The following is a 24,345-nucleotide window of genomic DNA, read 5'->3' as shown; positions in this document are numbered from 1 at the left end:
ACTTGCGTATAGGTTAGAAATAATTTTCAGGTATACAAAAGTCCAGCTAAGAAATGTCAATAGGTAAATTGAAAAATGTTTAAAAATTTTTTTTCGAGCAGTTGATCTAAAAAAGGGTAACTTTAATAAACCCAATTGTTATGGGATTTTTTAAAGTTGATTCCGACTTCTATCATGCAGCGGCGTTCATAGTTCCTGAGTGTTCTGCTGCGTACCGTTTGCAGTGTTCCTCTGGTGTAATGAGTTCAAAAGGCTTATTATCCCGGAGCATGGCAAAAATGGTGTTACAGATTTTGTGCATGACAGCCCCAACGGCAACGATCTTTTTCTTGCCGGCACATTTGCGGATGTAATAGTCATAAATGACAGGGTTCACGGGCGCATTTGCTGCTTTATCTACTTTCAGGTTGTTGATGGCGGCCATATGCAGGATACGCCTGGCAAGGCTGGAGCCCCGCTTGGACATATGGACCCTGTCCCCGTGGAACTTGCCGGAATCATTTACACCGGGATCCATCCCAAAGTAAGCATAAAGTTTTTTGGGTGAGGAAAACAGGTCAAAGGAGCCCATTTCCGCGATCAGGACGACCGCACTCAGGAAACCGACACCCGGCAGGGTCTGGAGGAGGGAGATACGGCCACGGACCGGCGTTCCTTCCAGCCTTTCGACAGCTTTATGCAGTTCTTCGAGCATGCTGTCCAGATGCTCCTGGTATTCCCGGTAGAGTTTTATATATAGCCGGATCCGGAGGGCGTTGCTTTGAAGGGCACGCCCGAAAACAGCTGCATCCTCTGCGGCGTCATGCAGGGCGTCATATTTTGCCAGGGCGTACTTTTCCCCGAAGCGTGCTGTGGAACGGATCATTTCCACCACCGTCTCCTTTGGTGCGGCGAGAAGCTCCTGTGCAAGGGGATACGCATCCAGAAGTTTTAAAGAAGTCTGGGTGGTGACCTTACTGAACACCTTTCGGTATGCGGGGAAAGATACTTTCAGTTCCGCCGTGAGCTTCAGGATGACAGCGGACTGCAGGTCCTTGAAGTAATAATAGTCCCGTACCAGGTTGCGCAGGTCAATGACCTCATCATCCGGAATGACGGAAGTCTTCAGGGAAGCATCCAGCCCTACTTTGGCAGCTTTTTTAGAATCAAATTTATCATTATGCAGTTTTCTTACGTTCATGTTTGTGCTATTCTTAGTAATGATAGGATTAATGACCGAGCAGTCAAAACCCTTATCGCGAAGGAAGCACAGGAGCGGGATGTGGTAGATCCCGGTGGACTCAAGGAAGCAGCGGCTTTCAAGAGAATACGCCTTTTGTGCTTCCTTTATTTTTGTGACGGCAAGCTCCCGGGACTGGGGATCGGAATGAACGATCTTGAAAGGTTTCCCGGTAAGCGTGCTATTAGGGAGCATGATGGACATCCAGGTGAAGTCTGCCCCGACATCAAGCCCGACTGAGAGATAGGGAGTGTTTTCAAGCATCTTAAGTACTTTTTGGTATTGCATGTTTTTATCCTTTCCGGCAGGCATCCAATTCCAAAAGGCGGATACACAACCTAGCGGCTTATACAGGTATAGCCTGAGGCCTCCCAACCAGCCAAAACATAAATCACCACCGAATGGACTGACAGACTTATCTTAAGGTTTCGCCAGCAGAGGCTCTGCTGGTTCCCAAGGAGGAAACGTCAATGATCCTGCCTCGGTGATTATACCTCTATATTTTGTCTGGTGCATTAAGGAAACCTCAGACACGGTAAATGTTTATAACTTCTGATGGAGAGGGAATTCTCCTTCTGTTATTCATCAGATATGACCTTGTAACTTATTAACTCTATAGCTCTTGTAGCTATATCATTATTATACTAGGAGGAAAAGACGTGAGACATCCGGAATTATTGATCCCGGCAAGCAGCCTGGAGGTGTTGAAAACAGCCGTGATTTTTGGCGCGGATGCCGTGTATATCGGCGGGGAGGCTTTTGGCCTTCGTGCAAAGGCGAAGAATTTTTCGATGGAGGAAATGCGGGAGGGGATTGCCTTTGCGCATGAATACGGGGTAAAGGTATATGTGACGGCCAATATTCTGGCTCACAATGAGGATTTGAATGGAGTACGGCAGTATTTTGAGGAATTAAAAATGATCGGGCCGGATGGGCTGATTATTGCAGATCCCGGTGTTTTCATGATTGCAAAAGAAGTGTGCCCGGAGATCGAACGCCACATCAGCACGCAGGCAAATAACACGAACTATGCAACCTACCGTTTCTGGTGGGAGCTTGGGGCGAAGCGGGTAGTTTCTGCGCGGGAACTCTCACTTGCTGAGATACAGGAAATCCGTGCAAATATACCGCCGGAGATGGAGATTGAAAGCTTTATACATGGGGCGATGTGCATTTCCTATTCCGGGCGGTGCCTGCTCAGCAATTATTTTACGGGAAGAGATGCGAATCAGGGCGCGTGTACGCATCCTTGCAGATGGAAATATGCGGTTATGGAGGAGACAAGGCCCGGAGAGTATCTGCCGGTGGAGGAGAATGAGCGGGGAACCTTTATTTTCAACTCCAAGGACCTGTGTATGATTGAACATATTCCGGATATTGTGGAAGCCGGGATTGACAGTTTGAAAATAGAAGGGCGTATGAAAACGGCCCTCTATGTGGCAACCGTGGCCCGGACGTATCGGAAAGCGCTGGATGACTACCAGAGGGACCCAAAACAGTATGCAGCAAACATGGCATGGTATCAGGAGCAGATTTCGAACTGTACGTACCGCCAGTTTACGACCGGATTTTTTTATGGAAAACCAGGGGACGAGTCGCAGATTTATGACAGCAATACGTATGTGAAAGAGTATACGTACCTCGGAATTATAGGCGAGCAAAGAGCGGACGGTTGCTATCTGATTGAGCAACGCAATAAATTTTCAGTCGGCGAAGAGATTGAGATTATGAAGCCGGATGGCAGAGATGTTCTGGTGCGCGTTGCGGCAATTTTTGATGAAGAGGGAAATCAGATGGAAAGCGCTCCGCATCCGAAACAGAAGCTTTGGGTTGATCTGGAAGGTTTGGCAGATGTGTATGATATTCTGCGGCGAAAAGAAGAGGAGACCGGGAAAAGCGAGAAATAAAAAGCACACGTGAAAAAATAAATGTGCACGAGTGAAAGAACAATCGGACAAATGTCCGCCTGATGCGGAAAATTGTTTTTTGTACGTACAGCGAACAAAAGTCCTTGCAATACGGACAAAACCGGACTAGAATAAAATATGTGTTTGAGACTTTACAAGGATAAAGCCTTCGAATTCAAAAAAGAGAAATCGAAAACAGGAGGTAGTTGTTATGAAGAAAATGGTTGCATTAGCAGTATGCGCGGCAATGTGTTTTGCAGGTACGATGAGCGTTTCGGCGGCAGAGACAGTGAAGATCGGTGTTTTTGAGCCGGCATCCGGAGATAACGGTGCAGGCGGCAAGCAGGAGACGCTTGGTATTCAGTATGCAAACAGTGTGGCTCCGACCGTTGAGATTGGCGGAACAGAGTATAATGTGGAGCTGGTAGTAGTAGACAATGAATCCTCTGCTGAGAAAGCTCCGACAGCAGCTTCCCAGCTTGTGAGCGAGGGCGTATCCGTAGTTCTTGGTACATATGGTTCCGGCGCAGCGATCGCAGCAGCTCCGACATTTGAGCAGGCAGGCGTTCCGGCAATCGGCGTTACCTGTACCAATCCGCAGGTAACAGAAGGAAACGATCACTATTTCCGTATCTGCTTCCTGGACCCGTTCCAGGGTACCGTACTTGCAAACTTTGCAGCAGACAATTTTGAGGCAAAGAAAGCATACGTTCTGACAAAACTTGGTGATGATTATTCAGCAGGTCTTGGTTTCTACTTCTCAGAGGCATTTCAGAGTCTTGGCGGTGAAGTAATTCAGGACACCTTCCCGGAAGGAAATGCTGACTTTACTTCTTATATTACGACAGCCATCAACGAAGGCGCAGATGTTATTTTTGCTCCGACTTCCACAGAGGCAGCTCAGCTCATTATTGATACGGCAGCTTCCCAGGGTGCTGAAATGCCGCTTCTGGCAGGCGATACATGGGATTCTAACGTTATCCTGAGCGCAGCAGAAGGCAAAAATATTCAGGTATATGTAACCACATTCTATCAGGAAGGTGGAAACGAGGAGTTTGATAGCGGCATCAAAGAGTGGATCAATGCAGACAGCACCAACCTGGCAAACAACGGCGGAAACGACACCGTTGCGGCAGTTACGGCAATGGGATATGATGCATACTTTACAGCACTTGAGGCACTCAAGAATGCTGGCTCTACGGACCCGGCAGCAGTGACAGAGGCTCTTCCGAGCACTACCTGCACAGGCGTTACCGGTGCAATCGCATTTGACGATGTAAACGGCGATGCAATCCGTGATACCGCATACGTTAAGGTAGCAAATACCGAGACTGCTCAGTGGGATTTCGTGGCAGAACAGGGCGTTAACTAATTTAAAAGCAGAATGAGTAAGGGGTGCCGCAGGAGGCGCTGGGAAGCTTTGTTCCGGTCTGCTGTCCGGATATCATGGATGGCAGGCAAAGAAACAGTTTTCTCATAAGCATCCTGCGGCAGCCTTTTTCTTGAGTTTATTTTTATGAAAATTTGGGACAATGCAGAATATTTTTCTGTTCCGAAGAGAAGGGAGCTTTTTTGTTATGGATTTTATCAGCAAAAACCTGCCATATCTTTTGGCCGGAATTTCTGTGGGCGGCCAGTATGCCCTGATTGCCATCGGTTATACGATGGTTTACGGCATTCTCAGGCTCATCAATTTTGCTCACGGTGATATTTTTACGGTGGCAGCGCTGGTTCTGGTGTATTCCTCTACAATCATGCCGCTGTATCTTTCCATTCCGCTGACGCTGGTTGCGACGGTAGTTCTCGGCCTGGTGGTGGAACGTGTAGCCTATAAACCACTGCGCAATGCGCCGCGTATGTCTGTTATGATTTCAGCGATCGGAGTATCTTATCTGCTTCAGAATCTGGCACTTTACATAACAGGTGGTCTTGCACAGACTTATCCGGCGATTCCGATCATTTCCAACACGATCAAGATCGGTCCGGCAACTACAAAAATTGTTACTGTTGTGACGCCGGTGTTGACGATTGTTCTGGTGTTTGCACTGATGCAGCTGATCAATCACACGAAAATCGGTATGGCGATGCGCTCTGTGGCAAATGACTTTGAGACGAGCCGTCTGATGGGAATTAAGGTAGACAATATCATCAGTATGACCTTTGTGATCGGTTCTTTTCTGGCAGCAGTCGGTTCGCTTTTGTATTTTACAAATTATGCATCCGTTGTTCCTACTTCCGGAGCAATGCCGGGGCTGAAAGCTTTTGTCGCTGCGGTATTCGGCGGAATCGGCTCGATTCCGGGCGCTGTGATCGGCGCATTTATTATCGGTATCTGTGAAAATATCATCAAAGGCCTTGGATGGACAACGTTTTCAGACGCATTCACGTTTGCGCTTCTGATCGTTATCCTCATCGTCAAGCCGACTGGTCTGTTTGGCGAAAAGGCAACAGATAAAGTGTAAGAGAGGTGGCTGTTATGGGAAAAAAGAAAAATATAATAATCTCAGCGCTGCTTCTTCTGGCGCTGCTTGCGGTGATTATGATTCTGGAGCAGAGGCTTCCGGCGACGCACATTGCGCTCACGGTACTGAAAAAGGGATGTATTTACTCTCTGGTGGCAGTTTCCATGAATCTTCTGAATGGTTTTACAGGATTGTTCTCTCTGGGACAGGCCGGTTTTATGCTGATCGGCGCCTATGCGTATGCGGTTCTGACGATACCCGTGGATGCACGCGCGTCTGTGTATCAGTATTTTCATGGCGGCGTGATTCAGTTTTCCGTGCCGGTGTTTGCGGGCCTTCTGGCTTCCGGCATTCTGGCAGCAGCCTTTGCCTGGCTGATCGGCCTTCCGGTGCTGCGGCTGAAGAGTGATTATCTGGCGATTGCAACACTTGGTTTTGCAGAGATCATTCGCGCATTTTTCCAGTGGGATGTGCTGGGACCAATCACGAACGGTTCTAATATGCTCCGGAAATATCCGAGCTTTACATCCGTGACGTTCCCGTTTCTGGTCTGCGGTGTCTGTATCGCAGTGATGGTACTCGTGATTCATTCTTCGTACGGACGGGCGTTCAAGGCCATCCGCGATGATGAGATCGCGGCAGAGGCTATGGGCATTAACCTTGCAAAGCATAAACGAATGGCGTTTTGTATCTCTTCGTTTTTTGCAGGAGTGGGCGGCGGCCTTCTGGCCATGTATCAGTCCTCCATTCAGTCACAGACTTTTAAATCAGCTATGACGTATGAGATTCTTCTGATTGTCGTGATCGGAGGACTCGGAAGTGTGACGGGAAGCTGCATCGCATCGTTTCTGTTTATCGCATGCTCGGAGTGGTGGCTGCGTTTCCTGGATGTGGAAACGAAAATCGGAGATTTCAAGGTCCCGTTTTTGCGTGCCGGTTTCCGAAAGGTTGTATTTTCTGTTATTATCATGGCAATCGTCCTGTTTGCACGAAAAGGCATTATGGGAAGCCGTGAGTTTTCGGTAGATGGAATCTGTAAGTTTTTCAAAAAAAGGTTTGGCAGAAAAAAGGAGGTTAAGTTATGAGCAACAATGTCCTCCGGGTAAATGATATTACGATGCAGTTTGGCGGTGTGGTAGCGGTTGACAATTTGTCTCTTGAGGTGAATGAGGGAGAAATCGTTGCACTGATCGGACCGAACGGCGCCGGCAAAACGACTGCTTTTAACTGTATTACCGGCGTGTATGAGCCGACAAACGGTTCTGTTTCTTTCTATGGAAAGCAATTGCTGGAGAGCCATCCGCGCGGAAAAATGAAAAAGATGTACAAAGGCGAGAATGCCGGAACATACAAAAAGCGTCTTGTGCCCACGCCGGACCTGATCACGAAAGCGGGAATTGCGCGGACCTTCCAGAATATCCGTCTGTTTTCCACAATGACGGTATTCGACAATGTACTGATTGCAAAGCATATGCGTGCAAAGCAGAATCTGCTCACAGCGACCTTCCGCCTGAATTATGCGGAGGAAGCAAGGATGCGCAAAGAGACGATGGAGCTTCTGGAAATGCAGAATCTGGCACATTTAAAGGATGAGATAGCCGGGTCATTGCCGTATGGACTTCAGCGCCGTCTGGAGATCGCGAGGGCGCTTGCGACACAGCCGAAGCTGCTTTTGCTGGATGAGCCGGCAGCTGGTATGAATCCGCAGGAGACGCAGGAGCTTGCTGATTTTATCCGTCAGATTCGTGACGAATATCAGTTGACTATTTTTATTATCGAACATCATATGGATCTTGTCATGCAGATTTCAGACCGTGTGTACGTACTGGATTTCGGCAAGCTACTGGCAAAGGGAACGCCGGAAGAGGTACAGAACAATCCGCATGTCATCGAGGCTTATTTGGGGGTGAGTGAAGAAGATGCTTAAAGTAAATGATCTGAAAGTAAATTATGGCGGAATCGAGGCTGTAAAAGGAATCAGTTTTGAGGTGCCGGAAAAGAGCATCGTCACACTGATCGGCGCAAATGGCGCCGGAAAATCCACAACGCTGCGCTCCATCGTTTCTCTCGTAAAGCCGTCAAACGGAAAGATTGAATTTCTGGGTGAGGACATCACGGGAAGAGACACGAATGATATTGTGGCAAAGGGAATCACGCTCGTTCCGGAAGGACGAAAGATTTTTCCAGATCTGACTGTTCTGGAGAATCTGAAAATCGGCGCTTACATGCGTAAGGATAATCTGACAGAGGACCTGAACTGGGTATATGATCTGTTTCCACGCCTGAAGGAACGCCACTGGCAGGCCGGGGGTACGCTTTCCGGAGGCGAGCAGCAGATGCTGGCTGTGGCCAGAGCGCTGATGAGCCGTCCGAAGCTGATTATGATGGATGAACCGTCGCTCGGGCTGGCGCCGCTGATTGTACAGGGGATTTTTGAGATTATCAAAGAGATCAACAAACAGGGCGTGACGATTTTGCTGATTGAGCAGAATGCAAATATGGCGCTGCGCACGGCAGATATCGGTTACGTGATGGAGACAGGCAATATCACGTTGACCGGAAGCGGAAAAGAGCTTCTGGTGAATGAGCAGGTACGTGCGGCATACTTGGGCAAGTAAAATAGAAAATTAATGTAAAAATATGGAAAAGCACTTTTGGCGGTGAGTAAACATAAGATAAAATAAAACCGCTTAGAGGTGCTTTTTTTGAAAACATTTAAGAAGCCGCTTTCTCCTGAGGAAGAAAAGTATTATCTGGAGAAGTATAAAGAAGGGGATACGGCAGCTAGGAATCTGCTGATCGAGCACAATCTAAGGCTGGTAGCGCATATTGCAAAAAAATATCAGGCGCCGGAGCATGATACAGATGATTTAATTTCGATAGGGATTATCGGGCTTATTAAAGCAGTCATGACTTTTGACAGCGGGAAGAATAATAAGCTTGCCACTTATGCGGCGAGATGTATTGAAAATGAGCTGCTTATGATGCTGCGTTCCCGGAAAAAACTGACACGGGAGGTATCGATGTATGAAAAGATCGGTGTTGACCAGGAGGGACGGGAGCTGCGGCTGATGGATGTGCTGGAAAGCGAGCCGGTGGATATACTGGAAAATCTGGAAACGCAAAGAAACATAAGCCAGTTAAGAAGTTGTATCTGCAAGGTGCTGAATGAGCGGGAGTTACTTATCATCTGTGAGCGATATGGGTTATGCGGTATGGAGGAAAAAACACAGCGGGAAATTGCAACGAGCCTTGGAATCAGCCGTTCTTACGTCTCAAGGCTGGAAAAACGTGCATTAGAAAAACTGAAGGATGCGTTTGAGGAGGACCTGACAGAAAGACCAAAAGCCGTCGGTATCTGAACGCATATGGTTTTGTGGCGCAGTTGACACTATGGGGCAAGGTTTGCTATACTGTGAGGAAATCTGTAAGCAGAAATCGGAGAAACATATGATCTATGTCTGTGAATATGACGGCCAGGCAGACGACCGGAGATTACAGGAGCGCGCAGAAGCGCTCCTGCTGTCGTTTCAGAAGAAATGCGGCAGCGAAAGACAGCGCGCAAAGCTGAGGCAGAGAATTCTGGCCAGATTGTTGCTTGATTTTGCAATTCGAAAAGAATATGGGTGTTCGTTGACGGACCTCGGCTTGACGATTGGGGCGGACGGAAAACCGGAAAGTACCCTGCGGCCGGATATCCGTTTTAATATCAGTCATTGTGATACGGCCTGCGCCTGCATGGTCGGAGCGCATGAGACGGGAATTGATATTGAGGGGAAGTTTCTTTACCGGGAGAATCTGGCGCGGAGGATATGTACATCCGGAGAATGGGCGGTTTTTCAAAGTCTGGATGCAAAGGAGCGTGCGACGCAGCTCCATTTTTTGTGGTCGCTGAAAGAAAGCTGTGTCAAATGGGACGGCAGAGGATTGGCATATGGGATGCAACGGATTGATCTGAGGGGCTGTCTTCCGCTCGTATTGCGTCCTGGTGAGAGCCGTATGGCGGGGGCGTGGGTACCGGATGAAGCAGAGCAGCCAGGTCATGGCGGAGGACAGGGTGGGACAGCCGGCCGGCCAGGGATTTGCGAAAGAACTGGTGTGAAAAACAGCAGTGTGCCGAGAAGCTGCAGACTTTGGCTGCAAAATAAGGAAATGTATACACTGGCTGTCTGCTGTGAGGAAATACCGGCAGACGGGCCTTATGATATAAAAGAGACGGAACTTTTGGGATGACAGAACAGAAAGGGAGACAAGTATGACAAAACAGGAATTCAGGGAACTGACAGAGCAGGGGATTGTTTTACTGGACGGAGCTACAGGCTCAAATTTTCGAAAGGCGGGGATGCCGGTGGGCGTCTGCGCAGAGCTTTGGGCGCTGGAACATCCGGAAATTGTAAAGGAATTGCAGCAGGCATACGTGGCAGCAGGAAGTCAGATTATTTATGCACCGACTTTTTCGGCGAACCGTATCAGCCTTTCCATGCACGGATTGCAGGAACGGATCGCAGAGCTGAACCGGGAACTTCTGGCTCTGAGTCGTGAAGCTGCAAATGGTCGGGCATACGTGGCGGGAGATGTCACGACAACTGGAAAAATGCTGGAACCGCGCGGCGAAATTTCTTATCAGGATCTGTACCATGTCTATCAGGAACAGATTGAGATTCTCGCTGCAAGCGGAGCAGATCTGCTGGTGGCGGAAACGATGCTGGATGTGGAGGAAACACTGGTTGTACTGGATGCAGCGCAGTCTGTCTGTGACCTTCCGGTCATGTGTACGCTGACGTTGCAGGCGGATGGCAGCGCGATGTATGGCGGCGATGCGGTGGAAATGGTGGAGACATTGCAGGAGATGGGGGCAGTGGCTGTGGGGCTGAACTGTTCGGTCGGGCCGGACCAGCTGGAGGCTGTCGTTTCATCTATGAAACGAGTAGCGAAAGTGCCTGTGATCGCAAAGCCCAATGCCGGGATGCCGGAGATTGACGAACTGGGAAACGCGCATTATAACATGCCGCCGGAGCATTTTGCCGCGTCGATGAAACGGCTGACAGAGTGCGGGGCGGGCCTAGTGGGAGGCTGCTGCGGGACGACACCGGAGTATATTGCCCTGCTGGCGCAGGCGCTTGGGAAAAATTGTGGTTTGAAATAGGACATACATGGAAAGACGTATTTACAATCCGTATTGTTTGGTGTATGATAATGCTAATTTTCCATAAAAAGAGCGCAGGAATCCGCGAATGATACGATTATAAACGGATTTTTGGAAAAATGTGCGACAATTAAGGAGGGCGTAAATGGACAACGGAAGAAATGACAAAGCAAAGCTATTGAGGCGTTTGCAGTATGGCGGGATTGCCGTGGCTGTTTTGCTGGCAGTACTGCTGCTCGGGAACGGCATGTGGTATCAGATTGAAGAGCAGGAGGAAGCGGTGATTGTGACACTCGGGTCAGCTGAGACTGTTTCTGAGAAAGGGCTTCATTTTAAAATACCGGTGATTCAGCAGGTACATAAGGTGAATACGACGATTCAGGGATTCCCGATTGGTTATGAGATCAATTCCAATGAGACGGTGGCCGATGAGGCAATCATGATCACTTCAGACTACAATTTTATTGATGTCGATTTTTTTGTGGAATATCGTATTTCTGACCCGGTAAAATACCTTTATGCGTCAGGAGACCCGGAGCGTATTCTGAGAAATATTGCGCAGAGCAGCATTCGTACCGTTATTGGAAGATATGACGTGGACAGCGTTCTGACTACGGGCAAGGCAGAAATTCAGGCGAATATCAAGGAAATGATTCTGGAAAAGCTGGAAAAGCATGAGATTGGTCTGTCCTTGGTGAACATTTCCATTCAGGACTCAGAGCCACCGACGCAGGAAATTATGAAAGCGTTTAAGGCAGTGGAGACAGCAAAACAAGGAAAAGAAACGGCACTGAACAACGCAAATAAATACCAGAACGAAAAGCTTCCGGCAGCAAAGGCTGAGGCAGACGAGATTGTTAAGGATGCCGAGGCGCAGAAGCAGATGCGGATCAACGAGGCCGAGGCGCAGGTGGCCCGTTTCAAAGCAATGTATGAAGAATACGAAAAAAATCCGGTTGTGACAAAGCAGCGGATGTTTTTTGAGGCCATGGAAGATATTCTTCCGGATTTGAAGGTGATCATTGACGACGGAGGCGGTGTGCAGAAAGTGTTGCCGCTGGATTCCTTTATGGGAAACCTTGAGAACGGGAGTGCCAGCGGAAGCTCTGGTCAGGCGAAGCAGAGCGGAGGCAAGGATGCATCATCCGGAGTGGGCGGTTCTCAGAAAGAACAGTCTGTGGAGGAATAATGGAAGGAGGAGAGGGCAATGAAGAAAAAAATAGCGGCAGCTGTGGCGGTTGTTCTGTTGCTGGTGCTTCTCGGCTCCAGTGTGGTTGTAACGGCAGAAAATGAATATACACTGATACGTCAGTTCGGACGAATCAGCAAGGTGGTTGATCAGCCGGGAGTTTCACTGAAGCTTCCGTTTGTGCAGACCGTGGATACGTTTCCGAAACAGACGCTTTTGTACGATTTAGTACCTTCTGAGGTCATCACGCGGGACAAAAAAACAATGATTACAGACAGCTATGTGCTTTGGCGGATTTCAGAGCCGATGAAGTTTGCGCAGACGCTCAACGGTTCCGTGATGAATGCAGAGAGCCGTATTAACACAGCCGTGTATAATGCTTTGAAAAATGCGATCAGCAGCATGAATCAGGACGAGGTAATTACGAGCCGTGACGGAGAGCTTTCCGCGCTTGTCATGGATAAGATTGACGATAATATGGACCAGTATGGTATTGAGCTTATGCTGTTTGAGACGAAGCAGCTCGATCTTCCAGATGATAACAAGGAGGCAGTCTATGAGCGTATGATATCTGAACGCGACAATATAGCGGCCACTTACACGGCGGAAGGAAATTCAGAAGCTCAGGTGATTCGCAATTCCACGGACAAGGAAGTTGCCATCAGTATTTCAGAGGCGAAAAAGCAGGCGGAAATTCTTGTGGCAGAAGGAGAGGCAGAGTATATGCGGATTCTTTCAGAAGCATATGACACGGAGGAAAAAACAGAGTTCTATTCGTTTGTCCGCAGTCTTGATGCTCTGCGCGTTTCCATGACCGGGCAGGAAAAGACCGTAATCCTGTCTTCGGATTCTCCGATTGCGAAGATTTTTGAAGGGTACGACGCGCAATAAGCAAAAGATAGAACTTTTTACAGAGTCAGAGCCCGGGGAGGTCAGGCAAAATTAGGGGTGGATTTTTGTTTCGGAACCTCATTTTTGCCTTTCTTTCCGGGTTTGTTTTGTTTTTTTATATGGATACGATAGCAGTCTCGCACGCTACCTGCTTACACTGAAAATTTTACCTTGATTTTACATAAGACGGTTTTGAATTTTACGCGATATATGTATAATCGGCCTTGTTTCGCGCAGGATAGACAGAAAGGTTTAAAAGGTTACGGAGGAAAAATATGGATATTTTCAGTGTATTTACAATGGCGGGGGGATTGGCGCTGTTTCTTTATGGGATGCATGTGATGGGGGACGGGCTTTCCAAGGTGTCTGGTGGACGGCTGGAAAAGATTTTAGAGAGACTGACCTCAAGCACGACGCGGGGAGTTTTGCTCGGAGCAGCAGTTACAGCGGTAATTCAGTCATCCTCAGCTACTACGGTTATGGTAGTCGGTTTTGTAAATTCGGGAATTATGACGCTGCAAAGAGCGGTTGGAATTATCATGGGGGCGAACATCGGTACAACGATTACTTCCTGGATTCTGAGTCTTTCCGGGCTGGAGGGCGACAGTTTTTTGATCAGGATGATGAAACCATCTTCCTTTTCACCGATTCTGGCACTTGTCGGAGTCTGTCTGCTGTTGTTTTCCAGACGGGAAAAACGAAAGGATGTCGGGACGATTTTGATCGGTTTTGCAGTGCTGATGACCGGGATGGAGACAATGAGCGGGGCAGTGAAGCCGCTTGCAGGGGTTCCGGAATTTACCCGTCTCTTTTTGGTGTTTGAGAATCCGGTGCTTGGTATGACGGCAGGGGCATTGCTTACCGCGGTAATTCAGAGTTCTTCGGCTTCGGTCGGCATTTTGCAGGCCCTGTGTGCAAGCGGAGCAGTCACCTTTGGGGCAGCGCTTCCTATCATTATGGGACAGAATATCGGAACGTGTGTGACGGCTCTCATTTCTGCAATCGGTGCAAAAAAGAACGCAAAGCGGACCGCTTTTGTTCATTTATATTTTAATCTGCTCGGTACGATCGTTTTTATGTCAGTTTTTTATGCCGTAAATGCCCGTATTCAGTTTGGTTTTCTCGATACGGCGGCCAACGCGGCAGGCATTGCGGCAGTGCATACGATCTTTAATATACTGGCTACACTTTTGTGGCTGCCATTTCATGAGCTTTTGGTCAAACTTGCAATGTTTACTGTTCGGGATAAAAAGCAGGAAGCGGGCAGAAGTGAAAGAATGCTGGAGGGCCTGAGAATTCTGGATGACAGATTCCTTGAAAATCCGGCGCTTGCCATGGCACAGTGCCGAAAGGTATGCGCGCAGATGGCTGAGATGACAGTGGAGACGCTTGATACGGCGATTACACAGCTTCGTGATTTTTCAGAGGAAGCGGCAGATCAGGTGATGGAATGGGAAACGCTCGTCGATCAGTATGAGGACAGACTTGGCACATATCTCGTGCGTGTGGCTGGGAATGAGATGCAGACAAAGGACAGCCATACGCTGTCGGTGCTTTTGCACAGCATCGGAGATTTGGAGCGAATCACAGATCATGCAGTAAGTATTACAAGGGCAGCACGTGAAATTCATGAAAAGAAGCTGGCTTTTTCTGAGGCAGCAGTTCAGGAACTGGGTGTATTTTCACAGGCGGTAAAAGAAGTTGTGCAGATCTCCATGGAGGCCATGAAAACGGAAAATATTGATCTGGCGCAGAATGTCGAACCTCTGGAAGAAGTCATTGACGATATCGGAGACGAGGTGAAAAGCCGGCACGTGGAAAGGCTGCGCAGCGGAAAATGTACGATTGAGCTTGGGTTTATACTTTCTGATTTGACCACGAGTTATAAAAGAATTGCGGATCACTGTTCGAATATAGCAGTGTGTCTGATACAGGCGAATGAAAATGCGTTCGGACGTCATGCATATCTGCATTCGTTGAAAGAGGCGGATAATCATCAGTTCAGGGCGCGGTTTCAGAAATATAAGGAGCGTTATGCCTTGCCGGAGGAATGGGCATAGGTCTGGGAGAGGAGTTTTATGGCGTTGATTTACATTGTTGAGGATGATGAAAATATCCGGGAAATAGAAATGTTCGCGCTGAAAAACGCAGGATATGAGGTGATGGGATTTGGCTGTGCGGCTGATTTTTTTGCAAAAGTGCAGGAAAGGCTCCCGGCTCTTGTGCTTTTGGATGTGATGTTGCCGGATGAGGATGGGCTGGTTGTGGTAGAAAAGCTCCGGGCACATGCGAAGACACGCAGAGTCCCGGTCATCATGGCAACTGCAAAAACAACGGAACTGGATAAAGTGAAAGGGCTTGACCTGGGAGCCGACGATTATATTACAAAGCCGTTCGGTGTGATGGAGCTAATTTCGCGGGTAAAAGCGCTGCTGCGCAGAAGCAGCGGCATGGAAGAGCAACGGTTGTATTTCGGGCCAGTGTTGATGGATCAGGAGCAGAGAGCCGTATTTGTGGACGGTACTTTGTGTGAGCTGACGTATAAGGAATATGAGCTTTTGCGGGTGCTGCTGGTTCATGCGGGAATTGTATGTACAAGGGATATGATTCTGGAGCGGGTCTGGGGAACTGATTTTGAAGGGGAATCGCGCACGCTTGATATGCATATCAAAACGCTGCGGCAGAAACTTGGCGCAGCGGGCAGCATGATCAAAACGATACGAAATGTCGGTTATATGCTGATAGAGGAGAAATAGAAAGATGAAGAGAAAAATCAATCGGTACCTGCTTTTTACAGTATTTCTGACACTGACCGCCACATTGCTGATGGCGGTCATGATTTTTAACCATATGTATCAGGAACAGATCGTAAAGGACATGCGCATGTATGGAGAAGCACTGGCAGGTATGGTTTCTTCCGGTGAAGAATTATCGGAAAGATACACCAGACCACAGCAGGAGCTTCGGGTCACTGCGGTTGATGCGGCAGGCACGGTTGTTTATGACAGTCAGAAGGGTTCCGACGCTATGAGCAATCACAGGGACCGCCCGGAGATTCAGGAGGCAGAAAAAAGTGGAGAGGGTCATGTAGTGCGCCATTCAGACACACTTGACCGTGATATGTATTATTTTGCGATTCGTCTGGAAAACGGAGATGTTCTGCGCATCAGCAAAGAGGCGGACAGTATTTGGGGTATGTTTCAGCGTACGATGTTCGGAATTACCGGAATTGGCGTATTAATGCTGATGGTCTGTCTGATTTTATCGCATTATATGACCGAAAGCCTTATGCGTCCGATTGAGAAGCTGGCGGAGCATATTGATGAAGAAAATATGGGGGAAGAAGAAACAATTGATACGTATGAAGAGTTGAGGCCATTGATTGAGACAATCCGGGAGCAACACAGAGATATTATAAAAGGAGCAAAGCTCCGGCAGGAATTTACGGCGAATGTTTCTCATGAGTTGAAAACACCGCTGACAGCGGTATGCGGATATGCAGAGCTGATCGAGACGGGAATTGCAGGAGAAAAAGAAGTCAGGCGATTTGCAGGAGAGATTTCGAGGAGTGCAAGAAGGCTGTTAACCCTGATTAACGATATTATCCGGCTGTCAGAGCTGGATGGCGGGCATGCGGATATTTCCTTTGCGGAAATGGATTTGTATGACAGTGCCGCTGCCTGCGTGGAGATGCTGCAGCTGGAAGCCGGTCAGCATGGAGTACGTATTTTTTGCAACGGAGGTCCGTGCAGGATTTATGCTAATAAAGAAATGATAGAAGAGCTTTTGTTTAATCTTTGTGACAATGCAATCCGCTATAACAAGCTGGGCGGCAGCGTTGCGGTTACGGTGGGACAAAGGGATGGCAAGGCGTTGCTGTCGGTGAAGGATTCCGGAATCGGCATACCAAAGGAGAGTCAGGAGCGTGTTTTCGAGCGTTTTTACAGGGTCGATAAAAGTCGTTCGAAAAAAACTGGAGGAACCGGGCTGGGACTTGCAATTGTGAAGCATATTGTAGCGCAGCATGGGGCAGAATTAAGGATGGAGAGTGTGCCGGGAGAAGGAACAGAGATGACGGTTATATTTTAAATGAATCTTAATATTCCTCCACTTGACTATTTTCTTGTAATAGTGCAATATTAAGAAGGAAATGGCTTGGGGAAGCCAGGGGGTAGTAAAAACAGAAAGAACAGAAGGGTAAGGGATCAAAATTGAAAAAAAAGAAAAAAGGGCTTAAGATTGCTGTTATTATTCTATTTTGTCTGGTAGCAGCCGGACTGGGTGCGCTGGGCTATTATTTGTATGAACAGGCAAACAGCGGTCTTTTTTTTGACGGAACAACGCTGAATGGTTATGATGTGACAGGCAAGAGCTGTAAGGAAGTACTGCTGATTCTGGAAAAGGATTACAGTGCGCCGAAGCTGGAGCTGAAAGAAAAAGGCGAGACTGCAAAAACGCTTACACTGGAAGATATGGGTTATACCATTGATCAGACGAAGCTTCTTAGCAATATTCAAAGCTGTATGAGGGAGCAGAATCTAAAGCTGTTGTTCAGCCTGATGGACGGTAATACGTTTGAGGTGGAAATTCCTTTTACATTTGATGAGGCGGTGTTTGAAGCGTCTGTGACCGCAGCAGGACTGGCACAGCCGCGAACGTCAAGTATTGACGCATCTCTGGAATTTAACGGAACAGAGTATTATATTGAGCCGGAAGTCTACGGAAATGAGATGGATGATGCGGATTTGCGGGTCATGGTTAAAGATTATGTAGACAGAATTGTTGCGAATAACAGACCACAGAAGGACTCTTCGCTGGATATTCCGGAATCGTTTTATTTTCTTCCGGCGGTTACGCAGGATGACGGAGAAATGAACGCACTGATGAACATTTATAACGCTTACTGCAAGGCGAAGATTACGATTACCTTCGGAGAGGAAAAAGAGGTGATTGACTGGTCTGTGATTCAGGAATGGCTGGACATTGCGGATGGAGAGGCGAGTCTTCGGGAGGAAGAAATCTACAATTATGCGTACGATCTGGCGGCGCGGTACGATACACTGTATTACCAGAGAGACTTTACAACGCATGATGGTCAGACGATCAGTTTTGAGTCCGGTGATTACGGTTATCAGATTGACAAGGATGCAGAGGCAGAGCAGCTGATCCAGGATATTCACGCCAATACTGAGACGGAGCGCGAACCAGTCTATGCAGTCAAAGGCTATAAGCGTAACGGCAGGGATGACATCTGTGGAAATTATGTAGAAGTCAATTTGTCGCAGCAGCATCTCTGGTTCTACAAGGACGGCGAGCTGATTGTGGAAACAGATATTGTTTCCGGACTTCCGAGAGATGGCAGAGGCACAGTGACCGGAATTTTCGGGATTCCGTATAAAAAGAGTCCGGAGGTTTTAAAAGGTGACACCTGGGAAGAGGATGTTACTTACTGGATGCCGTTCCATGATGGACAGGGACTCCACGACGCGCCGTGGCGTAGTTCATTTGGCGGCGGCATTTATCAGAGCAATGGTTCACACGGATGTGTAAACCTGCCTTCCGAAGCAGCACGGATTATCTACGAAAATATGGAAGAACGAATGCCGATTATTTTGTACTATTAAAAAAGACAGATTCCAGAGCGAACGGGCGTTTTCGCTGTTTGATTTGGAATCTGTTTTTGCTTCGCAAATCTATGGAAAACGGTCAGGAAAAAGGAAAGACCAGAAATTGTAAATGATTTTTGAAAAAGTTGTTGACTTTTGCGAAAGGCTATATTATAATTCAACTTGCGTCAAGCGAAGGACGCCTGGCAATACCGAAGCGGGGTGTGGCTCAGCTTGGCTAGAGCGCCTGGTTTGGGACCAGGAGGTCGCAGGTTCGAATCCTGTCACCCCGATTTTTCCAGGTATCGCATGCACGCGGGTGTAGTTCAATGGTAGAACACCAGCCTTCCAAGCTGGATACGTGGGTTCGATTCCCATCACCCGCTTCACGAAATAAGCATAAAAAACCAGTAAAATCAAGGGTTTGCAGCCTACACGGATGATAAAGCACGTGATAACTGTTGATAACTATTGATTAGAAAGGTAAGTTGGATGCTTGTTTTTTTTGTTGCTTCGTAAGAATCGTACATTTTCCTGATTGTATTTTTTGACTAAATAAAGTATAATGATGAAAATGAATGATAGCCCATTTCAAGGAGGTAGAAGAGAGTCAATGGGACAGATTAGAAGATCCAAATCACAGGTATTACAAGATAACATTGATAAGCTTAACGAGAAAATTCAGGCATATGAGCAGAATATTGTTGATACGAAAGCTCAGATTGAAACACTGAAGAACGAATTGACAACTATCCTTGAGAAGGAAGCTCGTGAAAAAGAAGAAGCTGACATGAAAGAATTGGCTAAACTGATGAAGAAGAAAAAAATTACGTTAGATGACATCAAAGAAATGATTGAAAAAACTGATACAGAATAAAGGGCAAAAAAATAAGGCGATACAATTAAGTATCGCCTTATTTTTTTATCTTTGTTTAAGAATTACAAGAAAAGAGGGAGTCTCATAAAAGTAATTAGGGAACACAACATTTTTAACACTGTGTTCCCTAATCTTCATTTGACTCATCTGGTACATATTCCATAATATCTTCTATGCGGCAGTCAAGAATTTTGCATAGATTATTTAGCGTGATGGTTTTAACAACCATATTATGCCGTAATCTGTGAAGTTGTGCTTTGTCAATTCCATAATCTTTAATCAGTTTGTACTGACTGATATTCTTTTCCTTCAGTGTTGACCATAGGCGGTCATATTTTATCATTTGGATGTCACCCCTTTATTAATATTTTAATGTGATACGGGCAACAAGGATATGGTGCGTGTGAACACTATAAATGGAGAATAAAAAAGGACATTGTAAAACTATGAAGTTTATAATGTCCTATTCATCCTTATCGTCTGGTACATATTCCATGATATCTTCAATCTGACATTCAAGTATCTGACAGAGTCTGTTCAATATAATCGTTTTGACAATCATATTTTTCCTTAGCCTTTGGATCTGCGCTTTATCAATCCCATAATCATTTATGAGTTTATATTGGCTGAGGTTTTTCTTTTTGATTGTAATCCATAAACGGTCATATTTTATCATGTGTTTCCCTCCTTCCTCTTGCATTTTAAGGTGCAATTGTTTATAATAATATGGTGTTTGTGCGCACCATATTATTATGAACGGAAGAATTAAAAAAATACGGAATACATAGGAGGCGTATATTGGCAAAAAAAAGGCGGATTTTATTTTTGATGATCATTTTCTGGTGTCTATTTTCAGGATGTGGAAAAGCGCAGCCAAAAACAATCAATGACAAAACAGAAATTAAGACAAAACAAAGAGAGTTTCAAACAGAAACTACTTCTTCGGTAAAGTCTGAAGAGTGTTATATATGTGGGGAGAGGAATGAAAGTTTGATGCCTTATTACGCAAAGAGAGATTCCGTCGGTATTATTTACTGGAATCAACTGCAAATTACTGACTCTGACGTAAGGGAGTATGATGATGATGGAAATGAACTATTTGAACAGGATTGCTTTAGAATACGTTCCTGTTCTTTTGGCGATGGTTATGGCAATATTTCTGTAAGCGGTATGCCTAATCGAGGAATTACTCATATAAAAGTATATTATGAAGATATTGATGGCGTAAACTTAAAAGCAGTGAGTAAGATTGTATGTCAAAAATGTCTGGATAAAGCAGTAGAGTTTTATACAGACCAGAAGAAGACAGATAACGATAGAACGATTGGAACAACAGGGTATTGTCTGGTAGATTTTTCCACCAGAGAACTCTATACATTGTCTGATCCCTATAGGGGATATTTTATCAGAGATTACTATGTTACCTATGAAATTATAGAAGACATAGAGGGAACAGATGGTCATATAGAAATAATTATCTTTTATGCTCCAGAACGAAAAAAGGAATAGGAAGATGGGAATGTTTTGCCATACTATCCAACAGTGATATTGACTGTATTATAAAGAACATTCGGGACTGTTACATTAAAACTTGAGACGGGGATGCGGACATAGAACCCAGTTCGGATGATGACTATATGTTTCTATAGAATTTATTTCAGTCCTAGAAGAGACTTCCACATTTTTCCACGTGCAGTAATTTCACCATCAACTGTCGTATATTTTAATACTTTCTTTTGATACTCATTGACTGCTTTTGTAAACTTTTCTCCGGCATCTCCATCAGCTTTTCCTACAGACGTATATCCTAAAGCATACAGATATTTCTGTAGCGGCTTTACAACAGCATGATTACGATTTCTGGTAGAAGATACAGTTATAGTCTTAGACAAGGTTTCAGATCCCGCAATGCCGTCAATCTTTGCGCCTACAGCTCTTTGTATGTCTTTTATAAATTGTTTCTGTGTGTATCCATTATTCTGATTTGAGTCATTGGCCTTTGGTTGTATATACTTTGCACTTACGAATCCAGTTTTACCATTATACCTAATATAATACCAATCCGATCCATCAGATGCCTTCAGAACGTCGCATACGCTAATTTCACAGCCTTTCTTTAGTGGACTGAAGGAACAAGTAGGGTACGACGTTCCAGCCCATGTACGGACGTTTAACGTGGTTGCAGTTACAATCCCTTTCCACTGTTCACTTTCATTTAATTTTGATACGCTGCCTGATGGATTATTTGAAGGTTTAGAAGTTGGAATAGAAGATGAATCGGTATTAGAATTGCTAATTATAGACCAGTCAAGAGTACAGAATTTTGTTCCTGGAAGCTGTGAATTAAGATACGTCTTTTCTACAACACCTCCGCCATTTGGTGTTATGCCGGATGCTCCAGATGCATTTCCTTCAATCGTCCAGAATTTATCCCCAGAAATCTTTGTGACAATTCCTGTATGTGCAAAGACACCATTCCTATAAAAGATTACAATATCACCAACTTTAGGGTTGGCATTTTTGGTAAATAAACTTCCAAGGGTAGGACAGTAAACATATGGCCAATGCTTTAATAATTTCTTGGCGTTACTTTGCCCGAACGCTTTCATTAATACCCAGGACACAAAGCAGGCGCACCATGGTTGTCCCTGATAGTCAGGATACACATCACGCCAATATTTTGTATAATTGTTACTACCAGCATTTGCTGTTTTATCATCCAAGTATGCATTTGATTTCTTTTCCAAATATCCAACTTCGGCCTTTGCAACCTGAATCATCTTGTTTATATTTTCCGTTTTAGTGGCTGTATTCATTGCTTTATCTCCTTGACTTGAATTTCCAACTGTATTTTTTAAAGCATCATAAATTTGCTTCGCATAGTTATATCTTGTATTGCTAAGAGCCTGCCAGTTAGCAGGGGACTCAAAGTCCTTTAATACTTTGTCAGATGCAGTCCTAATAGAAGAAGTAGTAGTTAACACATTCCATACAGACTGATATTTTGTTTTTAGTTCATGCACGCAGTATTCAATCTGTATATCTTCGTCTGCGATACTCTTGCCTTTTTCAACTGTCTGTTCATATAGCCCCTGTTTCCTTGCAGGAGTTGTCCATTGGCACATTGCATATCCATATACTTTCCCAGGTAACGGATTCAAGAATCTTTCTTTTGTGATCCTCCCAGAATTAATTTCTGCTGTATATGTTTCATCTGTATAATCTTTTCCGTTTCTATCTTTTATTCCATGTTCTCGTAGTCTTTGTAAGCACAAAAATTCTACTCTATTTGCAAAAAATCCTGCACTTTCACTGTAGATGTTGCCACATAACCCAGCAGCACCTTCTGGGGTCATTCCATATTCTCTAAACTTCTTATAAGCTTTTTTACAAAAGCTATTGATCGTTATTTTAGACATAGTATCCTCCTTTTATAAAAAATTAGCAGTGCCCATAACAGACACTGCCAACATCCTAATCAAGTGTTTTATTTTCAATAATTTCCCTAAGAGTCACAAGAGACTCATCAATCTGTTCATCAATAAATCTAATTAATTCTTCCTGATTAATTGCTTTGGAAAGAATTGGATACATCTCAAAGATTTGTTCTATTACCTGAGATCTTTTAATCGCGCCAGATTTATTCCATTCAGCATAATCTTCCTCTGCATCAGTAATTAGCTTTAATACAGTGTGCTTAATTTGTTCTTTTGCAATAGCTATCCGTTCCTCATCCGTTTTAGAAAAGAATGATATAGTTTTCTTTGTTATACTTATGATAATACCAATACACACTAAAATCATTGTCCAATTTTCATTTAAAAATGATAAAAAGTTTTTAATACTAGCCATATGCTTCCTCCGTTTCTTCTATAGGTTCAGTTATAATAAATTCTGAATTTTCAATTTTCTTATACTCAAGTTCCATATCTTTTTCTGCCTTGGTCTCCTTATATGATTTTGCAGAATAAACAGTAAATGCAAGAACTTCTCCAACGGTCGTTGTAACAACAGCTCCGATGAGAGAGTAGAGTGCACTTAGATCCTGCAATACAAACATGACATAGCAGCTATATGCCTCGATTGCAAGACAGTTAACTAGCATAAGAATCATAAGAAGAGCTGTGATAATTTTTGTTGTTTGTATCTTCTTCTTTGGCTTCTTATATTGATTTGCGATTTCTTTAAGCTCACGTTTTTTTAGTTTACGAAGACCACGTTCTTCAATTTTCTTTAACTTTTTATTAAATTCCAATTCTTCTTTGTATTCCTTAGAATCATATCTTGAACTCATATGTACCACCTTTTATTCATTTATATCCTCATCATTTTCGTCCAATTTACCAATTATACGAACATTACGAACTTTAACCATAAGAGTTTTTACATATCCATTTCCATGATTACTATACTCTTCGTACATTTCCTCCAATGCTTTGAGCTGGCGAATAGTAATATAATTATTGCTAATTGCCTCTTCACCAGCTCTAACTATTGAATGTCGCATTTTCTTAAGATCAGTTTTCTTTTGTTCCTCTAATGTTTCAGTAATAGATTTTAATGATGTTAGGATATTTGTTAATTGACTATCATGTTTTTTAACTAAAGACTTAAATGAGTCGTTTTCATCTTTAATACTTTTCGATTTTTCAAACATTTTATATAATTTTATTATTCCATATGAAAGAGTCCCTATCATTCCAAAAAACACTGTAATCCAAGCAATTATAGTTCCAACTGGAATAGAAGAGAGCAGTTTTATTACGTCATTTGTTCCCATGAAATTCCCCTTTCAATGACTATGTGAAGATTATGTTGATTACTGTTATGTAGCAACAATACAAACGGTTTTAAACATAATACACATTTAAATTTTCTCTTGTTAAAATATCGCCAGTTTCTAAGTCAATGTTTCCAGTTAATGTTTTAATATCATCTTCGGTAACATCTTCACCAATCATAATATTGAGAAGATATGTTAGGATTTGTTTTTTCATTTTGACCTCCTAATTAAAAACGGACATCGTCAAATTTGATGTCCGTCAAAA

At 44.9% G+C, this 24,345-nt stretch carries 25 protein-coding genes and 2 tRNA genes; 19 read left to right on the top strand and 8 right to left on the bottom strand.

The genetic code is table 11. From position 1 onward, the window contains the following. Nucleotides 1–172: 172 nt before the first annotated feature. Nucleotides 173–1,507, bottom strand: a complete 1,335-nt coding sequence (locus AC6I2O_RS16195; RefSeq protein WP_120393879.1) for an IS110 family RNA-guided transposase — start codon at nucleotides 1,505–1,507, stop codon at nucleotides 173–175. A 371-nt stretch (nucleotides 1,508–1,878) separates the two neighbouring features. On the opposite strand from AC6I2O_RS16195, the gene AC6I2O_RS16190 reads away from it, so the two are divergent. From AC6I2O_RS16190 to AC6I2O_RS16105, 18 genes are all read left to right on the top strand, one after another. Continuing rightward, nucleotides 1,879–3,126, top strand: coding sequence for a peptidase U32 family protein (locus AC6I2O_RS16190; RefSeq protein ID WP_120392856.1), 1,248 nt, complete (start codon nucleotides 1,879–1,881; stop codon nucleotides 3,124–3,126). A 211-nt stretch (nucleotides 3,127–3,337) separates the two neighbouring features. Continuing rightward, the gene (locus AC6I2O_RS16185; RefSeq protein ID WP_497743279.1) at nucleotides 3,338–4,498 is read left to right on the top strand and encodes an ABC transporter substrate-binding protein; all 1,161 of its coding nucleotides are present in this window, start codon (nucleotides 3,338–3,340) and stop codon (nucleotides 4,496–4,498) included. Between the two features lie 205 nt (nucleotides 4,499–4,703). Continuing rightward, nucleotides 4,704–5,588, top strand: a complete 885-nt coding sequence (locus AC6I2O_RS16180) for a branched-chain amino acid ABC transporter permease (protein WP_120392945.1) — start codon at nucleotides 4,704–4,706, stop codon at nucleotides 5,586–5,588. 14 nt (nucleotides 5,589–5,602) lie between these two features. Beyond that, a complete protein-coding gene (locus tag AC6I2O_RS16175) occupies nucleotides 5,603–6,673 on the top strand; it encodes a branched-chain amino acid ABC transporter permease (protein ID WP_120392854.1) in 1,071 nt (356 codons plus the stop codon). Further along, nucleotides 6,670–7,515, top strand: coding sequence for an ABC transporter ATP-binding protein (locus AC6I2O_RS16170; protein ID WP_120392853.1), 846 nt, complete (start codon nucleotides 6,670–6,672; stop codon nucleotides 7,513–7,515). Before AC6I2O_RS16175 ends, AC6I2O_RS16170 begins: the two co-directional genes overlap by 4 nt. Next, nucleotides 7,508–8,206, top strand: coding sequence for an ABC transporter ATP-binding protein (locus AC6I2O_RS16165; RefSeq protein ID WP_120392852.1), 699 nt, complete (start codon nucleotides 7,508–7,510; stop codon nucleotides 8,204–8,206). The genes AC6I2O_RS16170 and AC6I2O_RS16165 overlap by 8 nt, the downstream gene beginning before the upstream one ends. An 87-nt stretch (nucleotides 8,207–8,293) precedes the next feature. Continuing rightward, entirely contained in the window at nucleotides 8,294–8,950 is a 657-nt protein-coding gene (gene sigK, locus AC6I2O_RS16160) for an RNA polymerase sporulation sigma factor SigK (RefSeq protein ID WP_120392851.1), read from the top strand. A gap of 88 nt (nucleotides 8,951–9,038) precedes the next feature. Then, nucleotides 9,039–9,821: a 4'-phosphopantetheinyl transferase family protein gene (locus tag AC6I2O_RS16155; RefSeq protein ID WP_497743278.1), complete on the top strand. Its 783-nt coding sequence runs from the start codon at nucleotides 9,039–9,041 to the stop codon at nucleotides 9,819–9,821. A gap of 22 nt (nucleotides 9,822–9,843) precedes the next feature. Next, on the top strand, nucleotides 9,844–10,734 hold the full coding sequence (locus AC6I2O_RS16150) for a homocysteine S-methyltransferase family protein (RefSeq protein WP_120392849.1): 891 nt from the start codon (nucleotides 9,844–9,846) through the stop codon (nucleotides 10,732–10,734). A gap of 145 nt (nucleotides 10,735–10,879) precedes the next feature. After that, on the top strand, nucleotides 10,880–11,923 hold the full coding sequence (hflK, locus tag AC6I2O_RS16145; protein WP_120392848.1) for an FtsH protease activity modulator HflK: 1,044 nt from the start codon (nucleotides 10,880–10,882) through the stop codon (nucleotides 11,921–11,923). Between the two features lie 18 nt (nucleotides 11,924–11,941). After that, nucleotides 11,942–12,814, top strand: a complete 873-nt coding sequence (gene hflC, locus AC6I2O_RS16140) for a protease modulator HflC (RefSeq protein WP_497743277.1) — start codon at nucleotides 11,942–11,944, stop codon at nucleotides 12,812–12,814. Nucleotides 12,815–13,089: 275 nt separating this feature from the next. Next, complete coding sequence (locus tag AC6I2O_RS16135; protein WP_497743276.1) at nucleotides 13,090–14,874, top strand: Na/Pi cotransporter family protein; 1,785 nt, start codon at nucleotides 13,090–13,092, stop codon at nucleotides 14,872–14,874. 18 nt (nucleotides 14,875–14,892) lie between these two features. After that, entirely contained in the window at nucleotides 14,893–15,570 is a 678-nt protein-coding gene (locus tag AC6I2O_RS16130) for a response regulator transcription factor (protein ID WP_120392845.1), read from the top strand. 4 nt (nucleotides 15,571–15,574) lie between these two features. Continuing rightward, complete coding sequence (locus tag AC6I2O_RS16125) at nucleotides 15,575–16,903, top strand: sensor histidine kinase (RefSeq protein ID WP_120392844.1); 1,329 nt, start codon at nucleotides 15,575–15,577, stop codon at nucleotides 16,901–16,903. Between the two features lie 122 nt (nucleotides 16,904–17,025). After that, entirely contained in the window at nucleotides 17,026–18,438 is a 1,413-nt protein-coding gene (locus AC6I2O_RS16120; RefSeq protein WP_120392843.1) for a L,D-transpeptidase family protein, read from the top strand. 200 nt (nucleotides 18,439–18,638) lie between these two features. Beyond that, a tRNA-Pro gene (locus tag AC6I2O_RS16115) sits at nucleotides 18,639–18,713 on the top strand. A gap of 22 nt (nucleotides 18,714–18,735) precedes the next feature. Next, nucleotides 18,736–18,806 (top strand) — tRNA-Gly (locus AC6I2O_RS16110). A 227-nt stretch (nucleotides 18,807–19,033) separates the two neighbouring features. After that, nucleotides 19,034–19,297, top strand: coding sequence for a hypothetical protein (locus AC6I2O_RS16105; RefSeq protein ID WP_497743275.1), 264 nt, complete (start codon nucleotides 19,034–19,036; stop codon nucleotides 19,295–19,297). A gap of 127 nt (nucleotides 19,298–19,424) precedes the next feature. On the opposite strand, the gene AC6I2O_RS16100 is transcribed toward AC6I2O_RS16105, so the two are convergent. Both AC6I2O_RS16100 and AC6I2O_RS16095 read right to left on the bottom strand, forming a co-directional pair. Continuing rightward, nucleotides 19,425–19,640: a helix-turn-helix domain-containing protein gene (locus tag AC6I2O_RS16100; protein WP_497743274.1), complete on the bottom strand. Its 216-nt coding sequence runs from the start codon at nucleotides 19,638–19,640 to the stop codon at nucleotides 19,425–19,427. A gap of 120 nt (nucleotides 19,641–19,760) precedes the next feature. Continuing rightward, nucleotides 19,761–19,973, bottom strand: a complete 213-nt coding sequence (locus tag AC6I2O_RS16095; RefSeq protein WP_497743273.1) for a helix-turn-helix domain-containing protein — start codon at nucleotides 19,971–19,973, stop codon at nucleotides 19,761–19,763. Between the two features lie 122 nt (nucleotides 19,974–20,095). Between AC6I2O_RS16095 and AC6I2O_RS16090 the strand changes: the two genes are divergently transcribed. Then, complete coding sequence (locus AC6I2O_RS16090; protein ID WP_497743272.1) at nucleotides 20,096–20,806, top strand: hypothetical protein; 711 nt, start codon at nucleotides 20,096–20,098, stop codon at nucleotides 20,804–20,806. A 143-nt stretch (nucleotides 20,807–20,949) separates the two neighbouring features. On the opposite strand, the gene AC6I2O_RS16085 is transcribed toward AC6I2O_RS16090, so the two are convergent. The 5 genes from AC6I2O_RS16085 to AC6I2O_RS16065 form a co-directional block, all read right to left on the bottom strand. After that, nucleotides 20,950–22,716, bottom strand: a complete 1,767-nt coding sequence (locus AC6I2O_RS16085; RefSeq protein ID WP_497743271.1) for a phage tail tip lysozyme — start codon at nucleotides 22,714–22,716, stop codon at nucleotides 20,950–20,952. A 55-nt stretch (nucleotides 22,717–22,771) separates the two neighbouring features. After that, the gene (locus AC6I2O_RS16080; protein ID WP_497743270.1) at nucleotides 22,772–23,149 is read right to left on the bottom strand and encodes a hypothetical protein; all 378 of its coding nucleotides are present in this window, start codon (nucleotides 23,147–23,149) and stop codon (nucleotides 22,772–22,774) included. Continuing rightward, nucleotides 23,142–23,591 carry a hypothetical protein gene (locus AC6I2O_RS16075; RefSeq protein WP_497743269.1) on the bottom strand — a complete coding sequence of 150 codons (450 nt, stop codon included), beginning with the start codon at nucleotides 23,589–23,591 and terminating at the stop codon, nucleotides 23,142–23,144. Before AC6I2O_RS16075 ends, AC6I2O_RS16080 begins: the two co-directional genes overlap by 8 nt. 12 nt (nucleotides 23,592–23,603) lie before the next feature. Further along, nucleotides 23,604–24,077 (bottom strand): hypothetical protein, encoded by a 474-nt coding sequence (locus AC6I2O_RS16070; protein ID WP_497743268.1) that lies wholly within the window; start codon nucleotides 24,075–24,077, stop codon nucleotides 23,604–23,606. A 70-nt stretch (nucleotides 24,078–24,147) separates the two neighbouring features. After that, on the bottom strand, nucleotides 24,148–24,294 hold the full coding sequence (locus AC6I2O_RS16065) for a hypothetical protein (protein ID WP_497743267.1): 147 nt from the start codon (nucleotides 24,292–24,294) through the stop codon (nucleotides 24,148–24,150). Between the last annotated feature and the right edge of the window lie 51 nt (nucleotides 24,295–24,345).

Source organism: Blautia sp. St.27G3, assembly GCF_059728505.1.
The sequence above is the reverse complement of the archived record's forward strand: the minus strand, read 5'-3'. Positions and strand labels throughout refer to the sequence as shown.

Excerpts from the sequence above, each read along its gene's own strand:
- AC6I2O_RS16085 (WP_497743271.1), bottom strand. The coding sequence starts at position 22,716 with ATGTCTAAAATAACGATCAATAGCTTTTGTAAAAAAGCTTATAAGAAG.
- AC6I2O_RS16175 (WP_120392854.1), top strand. The coding sequence starts at position 5,603 with ATGGGAAAAAAGAAAAATATAATAATCTCAGCGCTGCTTCTTCTGGCG.
- AC6I2O_RS16070 (WP_497743268.1), bottom strand. The coding sequence starts at position 24,077 with ATGGGAACAAATGACGTAATAAAACTGCTCTCTTCTATTCCAGTTGGA.
- AC6I2O_RS16135 (WP_497743276.1), top strand. The coding sequence starts at position 13,090 with ATGGATATTTTCAGTGTATTTACAATGGCGGGGGGATTGGCGCTGTTT.
- AC6I2O_RS16105 (WP_497743275.1), top strand. The coding sequence starts at position 19,034 with ATGGGACAGATTAGAAGATCCAAATCACAGGTATTACAAGATAACATT.
- AC6I2O_RS16180 (WP_120392945.1), top strand. The coding sequence starts at position 4,704 with ATGGATTTTATCAGCAAAAACCTGCCATATCTTTTGGCCGGAATTTCT.
- hflK (WP_120392848.1), top strand. The coding sequence starts at position 10,880 with ATGGACAACGGAAGAAATGACAAAGCAAAGCTATTGAGGCGTTTGCAG.
- AC6I2O_RS16185 (WP_497743279.1), top strand. The coding sequence starts at position 3,338 with ATGAAGAAAATGGTTGCATTAGCAGTATGCGCGGCAATGTGTTTTGCA.
- AC6I2O_RS16155 (WP_497743278.1), top strand. The coding sequence starts at position 9,039 with ATGATCTATGTCTGTGAATATGACGGCCAGGCAGACGACCGGAGATTA.
- AC6I2O_RS16065 (WP_497743267.1), bottom strand. The coding sequence starts at position 24,294 with ATGAAAAAACAAATCCTAACATATCTTCTCAATATTATGATTGGTGAA.
- AC6I2O_RS16165 (WP_120392852.1), top strand. The coding sequence starts at position 7,508 with ATGCTTAAAGTAAATGATCTGAAAGTAAATTATGGCGGAATCGAGGCT.
- AC6I2O_RS16125 (WP_120392844.1), top strand. The coding sequence starts at position 15,575 with ATGAAGAGAAAAATCAATCGGTACCTGCTTTTTACAGTATTTCTGACA.
- AC6I2O_RS16080 (WP_497743270.1), bottom strand. The coding sequence starts at position 23,149 with ATGGCTAGTATTAAAAACTTTTTATCATTTTTAAATGAAAATTGGACA.
- AC6I2O_RS16170 (WP_120392853.1), top strand. The coding sequence starts at position 6,670 with ATGAGCAACAATGTCCTCCGGGTAAATGATATTACGATGCAGTTTGGC.
- hflC (WP_497743277.1), top strand. The coding sequence starts at position 11,942 with ATGAAGAAAAAAATAGCGGCAGCTGTGGCGGTTGTTCTGTTGCTGGTG.
- AC6I2O_RS16150 (WP_120392849.1), top strand. The coding sequence starts at position 9,844 with ATGACAAAACAGGAATTCAGGGAACTGACAGAGCAGGGGATTGTTTTA.
- AC6I2O_RS16130 (WP_120392845.1), top strand. The coding sequence starts at position 14,893 with ATGGCGTTGATTTACATTGTTGAGGATGATGAAAATATCCGGGAAATA.
- AC6I2O_RS16075 (WP_497743269.1), bottom strand. The coding sequence starts at position 23,591 with ATGAGTTCAAGATATGATTCTAAGGAATACAAAGAAGAATTGGAATTT.
- AC6I2O_RS16195 (WP_120393879.1), bottom strand. The coding sequence starts at position 1,507 with ATGCAATACCAAAAAGTACTTAAGATGCTTGAAAACACTCCCTATCTC.
- AC6I2O_RS16100 (WP_497743274.1), bottom strand. The coding sequence starts at position 19,640 with ATGATAAAATATGACCGCCTATGGTCAACACTGAAGGAAAAGAATATC.
- AC6I2O_RS16095 (WP_497743273.1), bottom strand. The coding sequence starts at position 19,973 with ATGATAAAATATGACCGTTTATGGATTACAATCAAAAAGAAAAACCTC.